This is a genomic window from Massilia agri (assembly GCF_024753255.1).
GTDB lineage: Bacteria > Pseudomonadota > Gammaproteobacteria > Burkholderiales > Burkholderiaceae_D > Telluria > Telluria agri.
On sequence record NZ_JANUHA010000026.1, the window covers coordinates 17,433 to 30,396 of the forward strand.

The 12,964-nt window shown below is 67.7% G+C and carries 15 protein-coding genes; 5 read left to right on the forward strand and 10 right to left on the reverse strand.

Features of this window, described 5'->3' with window-relative positions; all coding sequences use genetic code 11:
* Nucleotides 1-6 precede the first annotated feature (6 nt).
* The 5 genes from NX780_RS23375 to NX780_RS23395 form a co-directional block, all read right to left on the reverse strand.
* Nucleotides 7-867: an STAS domain-containing protein gene (locus NX780_RS23375; RefSeq protein WP_258830293.1), complete on the reverse strand. Its 861-nt coding sequence runs from the start codon at nucleotides 865-867 to the stop codon at nucleotides 7-9.
* 141 nt (nucleotides 868-1,008) lie between these two features.
* On the reverse strand, nucleotides 1,009-4,173 hold the full coding sequence (locus NX780_RS23380; protein WP_258830294.1) for an efflux RND transporter permease subunit: 3,165 nt from the start codon (nucleotides 4,171-4,173) through the stop codon (nucleotides 1,009-1,011).
* Between the two features lie 10 nt (nucleotides 4,174-4,183).
* A complete protein-coding gene (locus NX780_RS23385; protein WP_258830295.1) occupies nucleotides 4,184-5,365 on the reverse strand; it encodes an efflux RND transporter periplasmic adaptor subunit in 1,182 nt (393 codons plus the stop codon).
* Nucleotides 5,362-6,600 (reverse strand): TolC family protein, encoded by a 1,239-nt coding sequence (locus tag NX780_RS23390; protein ID WP_258830296.1) that lies wholly within the window; start codon nucleotides 6,598-6,600, stop codon nucleotides 5,362-5,364. The genes NX780_RS23385 and NX780_RS23390 overlap by 4 nt, the downstream gene beginning before the upstream one ends.
* 81 nt (nucleotides 6,601-6,681) lie before the next feature.
* Complete coding sequence (locus NX780_RS23395) at nucleotides 6,682-7,014, reverse strand: hypothetical protein (RefSeq protein ID WP_258830297.1); 333 nt, start codon at nucleotides 7,012-7,014, stop codon at nucleotides 6,682-6,684.
* A gap of 97 nt (nucleotides 7,015-7,111) precedes the next feature.
* Here NX780_RS23395 and cadR point away from each other — a divergent pair, with 97 nt between their 5' ends.
* A complete protein-coding gene (gene cadR / locus NX780_RS23400) occupies nucleotides 7,112-7,516 on the forward strand; it encodes a Cd(II)/Pb(II)-responsive transcriptional regulator (protein ID WP_258830298.1) in 405 nt (134 codons plus the stop codon).
* Here the strand turns inward: cadR and NX780_RS23405 are convergent.
* Complete coding sequence (locus tag NX780_RS23405) at nucleotides 7,425-8,147, reverse strand: hypothetical protein (RefSeq protein WP_258830299.1); 723 nt, start codon at nucleotides 8,145-8,147, stop codon at nucleotides 7,425-7,427. The two genes, cadR and NX780_RS23405, sit on opposite strands and share 92 nt — an antisense overlap.
* Before the next feature lie 111 nt (nucleotides 8,148-8,258).
* A complete protein-coding gene (locus NX780_RS23410; protein WP_258830300.1) occupies nucleotides 8,259-8,633 on the reverse strand; it encodes a hypothetical protein in 375 nt (124 codons plus the stop codon).
* A gap of 160 nt (nucleotides 8,634-8,793) precedes the next feature.
* On the opposite strand from NX780_RS23410, the gene NX780_RS23415 reads away from it, so the two are divergent.
* Genes NX780_RS23415 through dmeF form a run of 3 tightly spaced genes read left to right on the forward strand, consistent with a single transcriptional unit; the run spans nucleotide 8,794 to nucleotide 10,255 of the window.
* A complete protein-coding gene (locus NX780_RS23415; RefSeq protein ID WP_258830301.1) occupies nucleotides 8,794-9,066 on the forward strand; it encodes a metal/formaldehyde-sensitive transcriptional repressor in 273 nt (90 codons plus the stop codon).
* 8 nt (nucleotides 9,067-9,074) lie between these two features.
* Nucleotides 9,075-9,275 carry a DUF1289 domain-containing protein gene (locus NX780_RS23420; protein WP_258830302.1) on the forward strand — a complete coding sequence of 67 codons (201 nt, stop codon included), beginning with the start codon at nucleotides 9,075-9,077 and terminating at the stop codon, nucleotides 9,273-9,275.
* Nucleotides 9,272-10,255: a CDF family Co(II)/Ni(II) efflux transporter DmeF gene (gene dmeF, locus NX780_RS23425; RefSeq protein WP_258830303.1), complete on the forward strand. Its 984-nt coding sequence runs from the start codon at nucleotides 9,272-9,274 to the stop codon at nucleotides 10,253-10,255. Before NX780_RS23420 ends, dmeF begins: the two co-directional genes overlap by 4 nt.
* On the opposite strand, the gene NX780_RS23430 is transcribed toward dmeF, so the two are convergent.
* Nucleotides 10,241-11,158: a LysR family transcriptional regulator gene (locus tag NX780_RS23430; protein WP_258830304.1), complete on the reverse strand. Its 918-nt coding sequence runs from the start codon at nucleotides 11,156-11,158 to the stop codon at nucleotides 10,241-10,243. The two genes, dmeF and NX780_RS23430, sit on opposite strands and share 15 nt — an antisense overlap.
* 105 nt (nucleotides 11,159-11,263) lie before the next feature.
* On the opposite strand from NX780_RS23430, the gene NX780_RS23435 reads away from it, so the two are divergent.
* Nucleotides 11,264-12,064, forward strand: a complete 801-nt coding sequence (locus NX780_RS23435; protein ID WP_258830305.1) for an alpha/beta fold hydrolase — start codon at nucleotides 11,264-11,266, stop codon at nucleotides 12,062-12,064.
* Between the two features lie 44 nt (nucleotides 12,065-12,108).
* Here NX780_RS23435 and NX780_RS23440 read toward each other — a convergent pair whose 3' ends face one another.
* Both NX780_RS23440 and NX780_RS23445 read right to left on the reverse strand, forming a co-directional pair.
* Nucleotides 12,109-12,528, reverse strand: a complete 420-nt coding sequence (locus NX780_RS23440) for a hypothetical protein (RefSeq protein WP_258830306.1) — start codon at nucleotides 12,526-12,528, stop codon at nucleotides 12,109-12,111.
* Nucleotides 12,529-12,536: 8 nt separating this feature from the next.
* The gene (locus tag NX780_RS23445; RefSeq protein WP_258830307.1) at nucleotides 12,537-12,908 is read right to left on the reverse strand and encodes a hypothetical protein; all 372 of its coding nucleotides are present in this window, start codon (nucleotides 12,906-12,908) and stop codon (nucleotides 12,537-12,539) included.
* Nucleotides 12,909-12,964 lie beyond the last annotated feature (56 nt).

Genomic DNA, 12,964 nt, shown 5'->3' on the forward strand with positions numbered 1-12,964 from the left:
GCGTCCTTATGCCTTGCTGATGACCGAGGTGCCGGTGCGCTCGAGCGCGACCACGAAGGCGTCCGCCAGGGTCGCCTTGGTGGTGACGTCTTCCAGGTTCACGCCGAGGTGCACGATGGTCTGGGCGATCTGCGGGCGGATGCCGGAGATGATGCAGTCGGCGCCCATCAGGCGCGCCGCGGCGATGGTCTTCATCAGGTGCTGGGCCACCAGGGTGTCCACGGTCGGCACGCCGGTAATGTCGATGATGGCGATCGAGGCGCCGGTGTCGACGATCTTCTGCAGGATGTTTTCCATCACCACCTGGGTGCGGGCCGAGTCCAGGGTGCCGATCAGCGGCAGCGCCAGGATGCCGTTCCACAGCTTGACCACCGGCGTGGACAGCTCGAGCAGCTCCTGCTGCTGGCGCACGATGATCTGGTCCTTGGTCTTCTGGAACACCTCGATGGTGTACAGGCCCAGCTTGTCGAGCAGGGTGCTGATGGTCCAGGAAGCCGCACCGGCCGTTTCCGGTTCGCCCTCGAAGGCCTGGCGCAGGTGCGAGAACAGCGTCTGCTTCAGGGAGAACACGAAGGTCGCGGTCTCGCTCGGGGTCGAGCCCGACTTGGCGCGGCTGGACGAGATCTCCGCCAGCAGGTCGCGCACCTCGTCCCAGGAACGGTGATCGATGTTCTCCAGTTCGCCGGAGCGGGCCGCAGCGGCAAACGCACCCAGGAACTGCTGGGTATGAATGCGCAGCTGCTCGCGCGAGGCGGCATTGCCGCGCACCGTCAATGCCTCCAGCTGGCCCAACCACTCGCTGGCGATCACCGCCTGCTGGTCCTGGAGCATCTGGCTGACACGGTTCGCGTAATCCTTGGTGGTCATCGGTGTTATCCCTTGTTTTGGTGGTTGGTCATCGCCTCGCGGCCGGGTGCGGACCGCCGCGACGGCAAATTCTGCAAAATGACCAACTATATCATTTCTGCCATGGGGGATAGAACACCGTTGAGTAGCATCCGGAAATAGCTATTTCAACCTCGACAACACACCGGATAGCCGCCCGGCAGGCGCCCGCTCCCGGTGCGCCAGCTCCACCAGCAGCGGCAGCAGGAGCAGGGTCAGCGCCGTCGAGGACAGGATGCCGCCGATGACGACGGTCGCCAGCGGCCTTTGCACCTCGGCCCCGGTCCCGGTGGCCAGCGCCATCGGCACGAAGCCGAGCGAGGCGACCAGGGCCGTCATCAGGACCGGCCGCAATCGCCCCAGCGCGCCCTCCTCGATCGCCCGCGCCAAGGGCAATCCCTCCTCGCGCAGCTTGCGGATGAAGGAGAGCATCACCAGGCCGTTGAGCACCGCCACCCCGGACAGGGCGATGAAGCCGACGGCGGCCGAGATCGACAACGGGATCCCGCGCAGCCAGAGCGCGAACACGCCGCCGCTCAGGGCGAAGGGAATGCCGGAAAAGACCAGCAGCCCGTCCTTGACGCCGTTGAAGACCAGGTAGAGCAGCATGAACACCAGCGCCAGCGCCGCCGGCACCACCACCTGCAGGCGCCGGGCGGCAGCCTCCAGGTGTTCGAACTGGCCGCCCCAGCCGATCCAGTAGCCCGGCGCCGTCCTGACCTGCGCAGCCACCCTGTTCTGCGCCTCGGCCACGAAAGAGCCGATGTCGCGCCCGCGCACATTCGCCGTCACCACCACGCGGCGCTTGCCGCCCTCGCGGCTGAACTGGTTCGGGCCCGGCGCCACCTCGAAGGCGGCGATTTCGCCGAGGGTGATAAAGCGCCGGGCTTCCCCCTGTCCGGCCGGCAGCGGCACCGGCAGCCGCTGCAGGAAATCGATATCGCCGCGCCGCGGGTCCGGCAGGCGCACCACGATGCCGAAGCGGCGGTCGCCCTCGAACAGGGTGCCCGCCTCGCGTCCGGCGGTGGCGGTCGCGACCAGGTCCTGCACGTCGCCGATGTTCAGGCCCATGCGCGCCGCCCGTTCGCGGTCAACCCGTACCTGCAGCATCGGCAGGCCGGTGGTCTGCTCGACGTTCACCTCGCTCGCGCCCGGCACGCCCCGGAGCACGTCCGCCACCTTGGCCGCAGCCGTGTTCAGCGTATCCAGGTCGTCGCCGAAGACCTTCACGGCCACGTCGCTGCGCACGCCGGAAATCAGTTCGTTCACGCGCAGCTGGATCGGCTGGCTGAACTCGTAGCTGTTGCCCGGCAGGCGCTCGAGGGTTTCGCGGATCGCCGCCAGGAGCCCGGCGCGGGTCTTCTTCGGCGTCGGCCAGTCGCGCTCCGGGCGCAGCATGATGATGCCGTCGGCGACGTTCGGCGGCATCGGGTCGGAGGCGATTTCGGCGGTGCCGATGCGGGCGAACACGCGCTCGATCTCGGGGAAGCGCCGTACCAGTTCAAGCTCGATCTGCTGCTGCATCCTGACGGACTGCGACAGGCTGGTGCCGGGCACGCGCATGGTCAGCACGGCGATGTCGCCCTCGTCCAGGGTCGGCACGAATTCGGTGCCGAGGCGGCTGGCGAGCAGGGTCGAGACGGCCAGCACGATGCCGGCGAAGGCCAGCGCCACCGGCTTGTTGGCCATCGCGTAGCGCAGGGCCGGCTCGTAGGCGCGCCGCGCCGCGTGCATCAGGCGGTTCTCCTTCTCCTCCACCCTGTCGCCGATGAACAGGGCCACCGCCGCCGGCACGAAGGTGAGCGACAGGATCATCGCGCCCAGCAGCGCCGTGACGACCGTGATCGCCATCGGGTGGAACATCTTGCCTTCGATGCCGGTCAGGGCGAAGATCGGCAGGTAGACGATCATGATGATGAGCTGCCCGAACACCAGCGGCCGGCGCGCCTCGCGTGCGGCCTCGAAGACTTCCGCAAAGCGCTCCTGCAGGCTCAGGGTCCGGCCCAGCCGCGCCCGGGCATGCGACAGCCGGCGCACGCAGTTCTCGACGATGACGACGGCGCCGTCGACGATGATGCCGAAGTCGAGCGCGCCGAGGCTCAGCAGGTTGGCGCTGACCCGGTTCACCACCATGCCCGAGAAGGTGAACAGCATGGCCAGCGGGATCACCATCGCCGTGATCAGGGCGGCGCGGATGTTCCCCAGGAAGGCGAACAGCACGGCCACCACCAGCACCGCGCCCTCGAGCAGGTTGTTGCGCACCGTGGCGATCGCCTTTTCCACCAGCACGGTGCGGTCGTAGACCGTGACCGCCTTCACGCCCGGCGGCAGGCTGCGATTGATCTCGACCATGCGGCGGTCGACGGCGCGCGACACCTCCCGGCTGTTCTCGCCCATCAGCATGAAGACCGTGCCCAGCACCACCTCCTGGCCGTTCTCGGTTGCCGCGCCGGTGCGCAGCTCGCGCCCCAGCGAGACGGTGGCGACGTCGCGGATGCGCACCGGCATGCCGCGGATGGTCGCCACCACGATGTTGGCGATGTCCTCGCTGGACGCCACCTGGCCGGGGGCGCGCACGAGGTACTGCTCCCCTGCCCGCTCGATGTAGCCGGCGCCGACGTTGCCGTTGTTCTTCTCGATGGCGCCCACGATGTCGCCCAGGTCCAGGCCGTAGGCGGACAGGGTCGCCATCTCGGGCGCGACCAGGTATTCCTTGTCGAAGCCGCCGATCGAGTTGATCTCGGTGACGCCGGGCACGCTGCGCAGCTGCGGCTTGATGATCCAGTCCTGGATCTCCCGCAGGTCAGTTGGTGAGTAGGGCGAGCCGTCGGGCTTCTTCGCGCCGGGGACGGTTTCCACGGTCCAGGAATAGATTTCGGACAGGCCCGTGGCGATCGGCCCCATGGTCGGGACCACGCCATTCGGCAGCTGTTCGCGCGCGTCCTGCAGGCGCTGGCCTACCTGCTGGCGCGCGAAGTGGATGTCGGTGCCCTCCTCGAACACGACGGTGACCTGGGACAGGCCATAGCGCGACAGCGAGCGGAAGCTCTCCAGCCGCGGCAGGCCGGCCAGCTGGGCCTCGACCGGGTAGGTAATGCGCTGCTCGGCTTCCAGGGGCGAGTAGCCCGGCGCCGCCGTGTTGATCTGCACCTGCACATTGGTGACGTCGGGGACGGCGTCGATCGGCAGGCGGCCGTAGTTGTAGATGCCCAGCAGGGCCATCGCCACGACGAAGGCCATGACGAGCCAGCGCTGCGCGATCGCGGCCTGGATGATGCGGTTGAACATGACGTCTCCTTCAGTCGTGGTGGCCGGCTTCGCCCTTGCCCTGCTCGGCCTTGACGTCGAAGGAGCCCGATGCGGCATAGCGTTCGCCCGGCTTCAGGCCGGACACGATCTCGACGAAGCGGTCGTCCGAGCGCCCGGTGCCGACCGGCTGCGCAACAAAACCCTCCGGCACGCGCTTGTAGACCACCTGCCTTCCGTCGACCGTCTGCAGCGCCTCGCGCGCCACCGCCACCGGCACCCGGGCCGAGCCGGTGACGATGTCGACGTTCACCGCAAGGCCGGGGCGCCAGGCCAGGTGCGGATTGGCCAGCACCACGCGCGCCTTGGCCGAGCGCGATTCCTCGCCGATCAGGGCGCTGACAAAACTCACCTTGCCCGGCGCCGTCGTGTTCGAAGCGATCGAGCGGATCACGGCATCGGTGCCGACGCGGACGATCTCGAGGTCGCGGCTGGGCACGACGACATCGGCCCAGACCTGGGACAGGTCGCTGACCGTGAACACGCGGGTGTCGGCGCCGACCATCTCGCCGAGCACGATGTGCTTCTCGACCACCATCCCGTCGAAGGGCGAACGCACCTGCAGCCGGTTCGACGCGCCCGCCGCGCCCCCGGCGCCGAGCGCCTGCAGCGACTGGCGGGCCGCCTGCACGTTGACTTCGGCTTCCTGCAGTTCCTGTTCCGCTTTCAGGTAATCCTGGCGTGCACCGATCTTCTCTTCCCACAGCGTCTTTTCAAGGATGTAGCTCTTCCTCGCCAGTTCGCGCCGCTGTTCCGCCGTCGCCAGTGCCGCGCGCCGTGCGGCCACGTCGCTGCTTGCGATTACTGCCAGCAGGTCGCCCTTTCTCACCACCTGGCCCAGGTTGGCCTCGACCTTCTCGACCGCGCCTTGCGCGCGCGGGGTGACGTGGGCGGTGCGGTCCTCGTTGAGGGCGATCTGGCCCGGCATGCGGATGAAGGAATCGATCTGGCGCGCTCCAACGCTCAAGACCGTGATGCCGCTGTTGACGACCTGCTCCTCGCTGAAGCGCACGAGGCCGTTCCCGGCATGAGCGCCCTGCTTTTCTTCCTGGTGGCCGGCTTCCTCATGATGTTCGGCCACGGCCGGGGAACGGTCCTCGAGAATGACGTAGCCGCTGAATGCGATCGCACAGGCCAGCATGGCGCCGATGATCTTCGTTTGCTGCTTGTTCATGGTTTCTCCTGGGGCGCCGGGCCGACGAGCCGTTCGATGTCGGCCAGCGCGCGGTAGCTTTCCGCTACCGCCTTGAGGTATTGGTGACGCGACTGGACCAGCGTGCGCTGGGCGTCGAGCACGTCGATGAGGCCGAACTTGCCGAGTTCATAGCCACGGTTGGCGGCCGCGTACGCCTGCTCGGCGCCGGGCAGGACCTCGCTCTCGACCAGCGCCGCCTCGTCGCTTGCCGCGGCCAGGTTGCCATGCGCCTGGCTTAGTGCGGCATGCAGGCGGACGCGTTCGGCATCGAGTTCGTCGCGCGCCTTGTCCACGCGGCGCAGCGACTCCAGCACCGCGCCGCTGTTGCGGTTGAATAGCGGCAGCGGCACCGACACGCCGAGCACGGCGCGCCGTTCCTCGCCCGGACGCTCGTTCGAGGATTCGCGCTGGGCGCCGACGATCAGGGTCACATCCGGTACGCGGCGCGACTCCTCGATCCGCACCAGCGCGCTGCGGTGGGCGACGCCTGCCACGGCGCGGCGCAGGTCCGGCGCGTCTGCCAGGCGCGCCTCCAGCTCGGCCAGCGGCGGGACGGCGGGCGGGTCGATGGCGCCAGTCTGCGCGAGGGCCAGGGTGGACGGATCGCCGCCCCACAGGGCCGCGAGCCGGATCCGGGCCGCGGCCAGCTCGCGCGTCGCCTGGATCGCCTCGATCTGCAGGGCCGACTGGGCCACTTTGGCGCGCGTCGCTTCCAGCGGCGAGGCCTTGCCGGTATCGGCCCGGCGCACGGCGGCCTGCGTCGCACGTTCCGCCAGTGCCACCAGCTCCTGCGACAGGCGCTGCCGCTCGCCGGCGGCGGCGACCTCGTAATACGCGGCGACCGTGTCGGCCCGCACCTGGGCGCGCAGCGCATCGAGGGCGGCCAGGGCCAGCGCGCGCTCCTGCCTGGCGGCGCCGACGCGGGCGGCGCGCTTGCCGCCCAGTTCGAATGGGATGCCGAGCTGCGCGGTGGTGGTCCGGTTGTTGCGCTCGCGTCCTTCGCGCAGCAGCTCCAGTTCGGGATTGGGCAGCGCACCGGCCTGCCGGATGGCGCCTTCCTGCGCCAGCGCCTCGCTGCTGGCTGCGCGCAGGCCCGGGTTGGCCGCCAGCGCCCTGTCGATGGCGGCGGGCAGCGTCAATGGCGCCTCGAGCGCGGAGGCGCTGCCTGCGAGCGCGCATGCCGCCATGGCAAGGCGGATGATGTGGTTCTTCATGATGGTCCGATTCCGTTGAAACGATGTCGACGGCGGGACGATGCGCGCTGCTGCGCGCGCGTGCTGAACGGTCCCGCCCCTTCAGGCGCGGGATGGCCGCTTGGGCGGTGGAGGCAGGTCGGGAATGTAGGAAGTGTAGTGCGGCGTGTCGAAGGCGGTGTCCGCGACGCGCTCCGGCGCCGGCAGCACGGCCGGGGACGCGAGCAGCGCCCCACCACAGAAGTGGTGGCAGCAGTCACAGCCCTCATCAATCGCCAGGGCGTCCCCGTCGTCGTCGTTGCATTGCTGCTGCGCCTGGAGGCAGACGTGCTGGGTGCGCGCCTTCTCGTCAGGGGCGCAGCAGGCGCCGGACGCCGCCCAGACGAGCTGCAGCGGCATCAGGACCAGCAGGAGTAGGACCAGCAGGCGTTTCATCGGTTGGCGGCAAGGACGGACTTGTTCATATATGATCGCTATTTAAAACCCTGTAGTCGCTACAGGGTCAAGTGCCATCAAGCGAAGCGAGGGAGCGATGAAAATAGGCGAACTGGCCGGGCGCACTCACTGCCCGGTGGAGACGATCCGCTATTACGAACGGATCGGCCTGCTGGCGCCGCCGCAACGGGCCACCAACAACTATCGCAGCTACGGCGAGCGCCATGCGGAGCGGCTGCAGTTCATCCGCCACTGCCGGGCGCTCGATATGGGCCTCGAGGAGATCCGCCTGCTGCTCGATGCGCGGGACCAGCCGGACGGCGACTGCACCGACGTCAACGCCCTGCTCGACCGGCACATCGAGCAGGTCGCCGGCAAGATCGCGGAACTGACGGCGCTGGAGCGCCAGCTCAAGCAGCTGCGCGGCTGCTGCGTGGCGACGCAAGCCCCCCAGGCCTGCGGCATCCTGCACGCGCTGTCCGAGCACGAGCCCATGCAATAAGCGCCACCAGGCCGGAGAGCAGGAGCGTCGCGCGGCCGGGCTCGGGGACGGCCGAGATGCTCATGGCGAAATGATACGCCGTTCCGGATATCCAGCCGGCGCGTTCGCCGCCCATTTCCAGGTTGAAGTAGACCTCGCCAATGTCGCTGCCATCGAAGGTCCAGGACTGCGCGACCCAGGTTTGCGTGCCCGGGAAACCGCCGGGCAGCCAGCTGACGCGCTGGTAGCCGGACATCCCGATGCCGTAATAGGTGCCGGTGCTCACGCCGTGCTGGAAGAACTCGGTCGCGCCACCCCAGGGAAGGGCCGATCCGAACTGGCCGGAGCTGACCGCCCAACCCGTGATGTCGCGGAAGGTCTGGCTGATGCCGTTCACGGTGAGCACCACCGAGCCGCTGCCGGAGGCATAGAAGGATGTGGCGGGATCGTAGCCCTGCATGGCGGCGCGCGCGAAGGTGGAGGTGGCGACCAGTTCGTAGTCGAAGCTACCTTCCGGCAGCCCGAGTTCGCGTTGCGCGACGGTGGAGGCCTGCATGGTGCCCGTGCTGCGGGTGACGATCGAGATGCTGTCCTGGGCCTGGGCCGTGAACGAGGCAGCAAGCAAGAGCGTGGCGGCAATTCTGGCGATCATGGGGGACCTCGGCATTGGCTGGCGTTGCGTCCAGTGTAGCCGGGGCGCTCGAGCAGGCTGAGCCGCGTGTATGGCGTGCGCGACTCGACAGCAGCAGTATTGGCCCTTGGTTCAAGAGTCCGGCACCAGCCGGGTCTCGACAACCCGCCCGGTTTGCCTGTCGGTGACGAAGACCAGCAAATGCGCGCGGCGCGCTGCGTTTGTGCCCGCGGCCGGTTCGACCAGGTAGGCGGGAAACTCGTCGTAGTCGGCATAGCGCGTCGGTTCACCCAGCAGGCTCTTCACCTCGGCCGCCGTCATCGCGCCGGGTGGATGCTTGTCGAGCAGCGATGCGAGCATGCAGCCGCGCCCCGTCCGATCCGCGTGCGACCAGCGTTCCCGGTCGAAGTCGCAATCACCCCAGTTGATAAAGAGCGCCACCGACGTGTCTCCACCGCACGCCTGCAGGCACATCAGCAAACAGCCCAGGGAAATCAGGGAACGCATGGATCGCCCATCGAGGATCGGGATAGCAGTTTCGATTCTCGCGGTGTGTCGCCCCTATTACTTGTGCTGCCTCAATCGTGCGAATGGGTTCGAGGCGGGCTGGTCCCGGGCGGGCCCGGCTGATAATATACCCCCCTACCCTATATTTCGAGGAACGCCTGTGCATACCGCACGAGAAAAAACCAAGCTGCTGGCGCGCGTACGCCGGATCCGCGGCCAGGTCGAAGCCATCGAGCGCGCGCTTGAAGCCGAGAGCGGCTGCGCCGAAGTCCTGCACCTGGTCGCCGCCGTCCGCGGCGCGACCAACGGCCTGATGGCCGAGCTGATCGAAGACCACATCCGCGAGCACGTCGTCGGCGAAGAGCACAGCAAGGCCGAACGCGACGCCGCGACCGACGAGCTGGTCGACGTCGTGCGCGCCTACCTGAAGTAAGGCGGCGCATGGCAGTCGAATCCCCCTGCATCGCCCTCTGCCGCTTCGACGGCAAGACCGGCTTTTGCACCGGGTGCCTGCGCACCCTGCCGGAAGCCCGGGAATGGAAGAAGATGACCGACCACCGGCGTCACCAGGTCATCGGGGAGCGGCCCCGCCGCGAGAAGAAACTGGCCCAGCACGCAAGGGCCGAGAAGGAAAGACAATGAAGGAACTGCAGCACCAGCAAGGTAAGCACCAGGGCCCCCTCGCCGCCTACCGGCACGAACACGTGTTCGACGCAGGCAAGCACGCCGCCGAGCGCGGCACCCGCCTGGTCATGTGGATCACCCTGGCGATGATGGTCGTCGAGATCACGACCGGCTGGTGGTTCAACTCGATGGCCCTGCTGGCGGACGGCTGGCATATGAGCTCGCACGCGCTGGCCATCGGCCTCAGCGCCTTCGCCTACGCCGCCGCGCGCAAGTACGCCCGCGACCCGCGCTTCGCCTTCGGCACCTGGAAGATCGAGATCCTGGCCGGCTACACCAGCGCCGTGTCCCTGCTGGGAATCGCCGCGCTGATGGCGGTCGGCTCCATCGAAAGACTGTTCTCGCCGCAGCCGATCCACTACCGCGACGCGATGATCATCGCCGTCATCGGCCTGGTCGTGAACGTCGCCTGCGCCCTCATCCTCGGGCATGCGCATGATCACGGGCACGATCATGGGCATGGGCACCATCACCACGACGACCATCATCATCACCACGACCTGAACCTCAAGGCCGCCTACGTGCACGTGATCGCGGACGCCGCGACGTCGGCACTCGCGATCGCCGCGCTGGCCGGCGGCTGGCTGTATGGCTGGGCGTGGCTCGATCCGGTGATGGGCATCGTCGGCGCGGTGCTGGTGGCGGTGTGGGCCAGGAACCTGATCCGGGACACCGGCAAGGTCCTGCTCGACCGGGAAATGGATGCGCCGGTTGTGGAGGAGATCCGCGAAGTCGTCGAAGCCGAGGGCAATGACGCGAAGGTGGTCGACCTGCACGTCTGGCGCGTCGGCCAGCACGCCTATGCCTGCGCGCTCAGCGTCGTCACCGGCAATCGATCGCTATCCGCCAGCGCGCTGCGCGAGCAGCTCGGCATCCACGAAGAGATCGTCCACTCGACGATCGAGGTCCATTACCTGTCCTGGTCACGCCGCCCCTGACGACGGCGCCTGCAGCAGCGGCGCCCGGGTTTGCAGGAAAGTCCACAAGGCCTCGCCGATCGGGCCATGCACGCGATCGGCGCGGCGCGCGGCCACCAGCGCCTCGGTGCTCCCGGCCAGGTAGCGCCCGGCAAGCGACACCAGCCGGCCGTCGACCAGCTCTTCCTCGATCAGGAAGTCCGGCAGATGCCCCCAGGCCAGGCCCTGCAGGATGACCTCCTTCTTCATCTGGTGATCGGCCGCCGTGCACTGGTGCGCGCCCTCGACCAGGTAGTAATCGCGTGCGGCGCCATGGCGCGCGCTGTCCCGGATTACGCACTGGGTAAAGGGCCGCATGTCGCCGGGGCGGATCGTGCGCTTCACGGCGAAGGGAAGAAAACCCGGTGCGGCGACCGGCAGCATGCGCACCTTGCACAGGTCGAGCCATTCCAGCCTGGCGTCGCCCTTGTCGACGCCGTGCAGCATCAGGTCGGCCTTGCCGTCCAGCAGGCGCTCCGATGGCCCCGTCACCGACTCGAAATGCAGATGCAGGCGGGTGCGCGGATGGCTTGAAAAGAAGCTGCTGAGCAGGGCCAGTGCCGGCGTCCGCGGACACAGGTCGCCGATCACCACGTGCAGGTCGGTCTCTTCGCCCGCGACAAGTTGGGCCGCATGCTGGCGCAGCACGTCCATCTCCCGCAGCAGCGACTGCGCATGCCGGTGGAAGGAGCTGCCGGCCGGCGTCGTGCGGACCCGGTATCCGCTGCGGTCCAGCAACTGCACGCCCAGCTGCCGCTCCAGCTTGCCGACTGCCGCGAAGACGGCCGGGTGGGATCGGTGCAGGGCCTGGGCCGCGGCCTGGAAACCGCCAGCGCGGACGACGGCATCGAAACATTGCAGGTCGTGGAAGGTAAACGGCGACATGTCAGCTTTCATGACAAAGAATGTCCGATCTTTGTAATGTCTTTTTCACCATCGCGCAACTAGGATGTGCTTCCCTACCTCGGAACAGCAAGCAAAGGAGAAGACATGCAGGAACAGCACACCCAATTCGCGACCATGGGCGACGGCACGCGCATCGCCTATCGCCTGGACGGACCGGGGCACCTGCCCGTCCTGGTCCTGTCGAATTCGATCGGCACCACGATGCAGATGTGGCAGCGGCAGGTGCCGCAGCTGACGGACCATTTCCGGGTGCTGCGCTATGACATGCGTGGGCACGGCAGCTCGGACGCGCCCGCGGGCGCCTACTCCCTGGACCGGCTCGGACGCGACGTGCTCGAACTGCTGGACCTTCTGGAGGTGGACAAGGCACATTTCCTCGGCCTGTCGCTGGGCGGCTACGTGGGCCAGTGGCTGGGCGTGCAAGCCGCGGACCGCATCGACCGCCTCATCCTGAGCAATACCTCGCCCTGGCTGGGCCCGGCCGCACAGTGGGATGCGCGGATCGCCGACGCCCTGGGCGCGCCCGACATGCGCGAGATCGCGGAAGGCTTCCTTGCCAACTGGTTCCCCGCCTCCATGCGCGCAGCCGGGGATCCGGCGGTCGAGGAATTCCGCGGCATGCTGCTCGAGACCGATCCCCGCGGCCTGGCCGGCGCGTTCGCAGCGGTGCGCGATGCCGATCTGCGCAGGACCAACACCTTGATCACCCGGCCTACCCTGGTCATCGCCGGGCGCGACGATACCGTGACCCTGGCCAGCCACGGCGAGCAGATCGCGGCGGCGATTCCTGGCGCCCGCCTGCTGGTGCTGCCCACGGTCCACCTCAGCAATGTCGAACTGCCGGAGCGGTTCATGCAGGCGGTGCTGGAGTTTCTCGTTCACTGAGCGGCAGGCTGCACGCGGCCGGCTCTTCCCGCAGGGACTGCTCCCTAGCGCAGTGGCGGCACCAATTCGATTTCATCTATACCGCCATTGCGCTTATCGGTAATGAAAACCAGCATGCGCTCCTTGCCGTATTTACTGTCGACCGTCGGCGGTCCAATGAAATACGCCAGGTTCTCGTCGTACTCGTAGTAGCCGGTGGGTTTGCCCAACAGCTTCTTGACTTCAGGCGCCGTCAAACTCCCGGGCGGGTGTTGTTCGAAGAAGGATCCCAGCATCTGCCCTCGCTCGACCGTGGTGGTCGCCGCCCACTTTTCGGGGGTGAACTCCCTGCTGCCCAGGACGGGCACCTGCTCCTCGACGGACGTGCGCGTACAGGCAGAGGCGAGTGAAAGCAGGAGCAGAAGGGTTGCCAGGTAACGCATGGGGCTATGCCACCATGACTCCGGATCGGCAACCTTCATCATCGGTCCGCTCAGGATGCGGGCCGCAGCATGGCTTCAACGACGCGCCCGCTGCGCCGGTCGATCCGAAACACCAGCAGTTGCTCCCCGACCGGGCGGCCATTCGGCCCTGACTGCGCCACCAGATAGGCCGGGTCCTCGAGGTCGGCGTAGGTGTTGGGCTCGCCCAGCCACAACTTGAGCTCGACGATGTTCATCCCTGCGGGCGGATGCTTGTCGAGGAAGGACGCCATCATGCAGCCGCGCCCGATCCGGTCGGCCTGCGCCCAGCGGTCGCGATCGAAGTCACAGGAACCCCATTCGACATGCAAGGCAACCGAGCTTCCACCGCCGCAGGCGTGCAGCAAGAGCGTCAGGCAGACAACAGGGATCAGGGAACGCATGCCTTGCCTCTCGAACAAAGGACATCAGCCTACGATTCTCTAACCTTGCCTTCCGG

What these genes read in the sequence shown, in the direction of transcription:
- NX780_RS23395 (WP_258830297.1), bottom strand. Translation starts at nt 7,014, where the DNA reads ATGAAACGCCTGCTGGTCCTACTCCTGCTGGTCCTGATGCCGCTGCAG.
- cadR (WP_258830298.1), top strand. Translation starts at nt 7,112, where the DNA reads ATGAAAATAGGCGAACTGGCCGGGCGCACTCACTGCCCGGTGGAGACG.
- dmeF (WP_258830303.1), top strand. Translation starts at nt 9,272, where the DNA reads ATGAAGGAACTGCAGCACCAGCAAGGTAAGCACCAGGGCCCCCTCGCC.
- NX780_RS23420 (WP_258830302.1), top strand. Translation starts at nt 9,075, where the DNA reads ATGGCAGTCGAATCCCCCTGCATCGCCCTCTGCCGCTTCGACGGCAAG.
- NX780_RS23440 (WP_258830306.1), bottom strand. Translation starts at nt 12,528, where the DNA reads ATGATGAAGGTTGCCGATCCGGAGTCATGGTGGCATAGCCCCATGCGT.
- NX780_RS23390 (WP_258830296.1), bottom strand. Translation starts at nt 6,600, where the DNA reads ATGAAGAACCACATCATCCGCCTTGCCATGGCGGCATGCGCGCTCGCA.
- NX780_RS23435 (WP_258830305.1), top strand. Translation starts at nt 11,264, where the DNA reads ATGCAGGAACAGCACACCCAATTCGCGACCATGGGCGACGGCACGCGC.
- NX780_RS23375 (WP_258830293.1), bottom strand. Translation starts at nt 867, where the DNA reads ATGACCACCAAGGATTACGCGAACCGTGTCAGCCAGATGCTCCAGGAC.
- NX780_RS23445 (WP_258830307.1), bottom strand. Translation starts at nt 12,908, where the DNA reads ATGCGTTCCCTGATCCCTGTTGTCTGCCTGACGCTCTTGCTGCACGCC.
- NX780_RS23430 (WP_258830304.1), bottom strand. Translation starts at nt 11,158, where the DNA reads ATGTCGCCGTTTACCTTCCACGACCTGCAATGTTTCGATGCCGTCGTC.
- NX780_RS23385 (WP_258830295.1), bottom strand. Translation starts at nt 5,365, where the DNA reads ATGAACAAGCAGCAAACGAAGATCATCGGCGCCATGCTGGCCTGTGCG.
- NX780_RS23410 (WP_258830300.1), bottom strand. Translation starts at nt 8,633, where the DNA reads ATGCGTTCCCTGATTTCCCTGGGCTGTTTGCTGATGTGCCTGCAGGCG.
- NX780_RS23380 (WP_258830294.1), bottom strand. Translation starts at nt 4,173, where the DNA reads ATGTTCAACCGCATCATCCAGGCCGCGATCGCGCAGCGCTGGCTCGTC.
- NX780_RS23405 (WP_258830299.1), bottom strand. Translation starts at nt 8,147, where the DNA reads ATGATCGCCAGAATTGCCGCCACGCTCTTGCTTGCTGCCTCGTTCACG.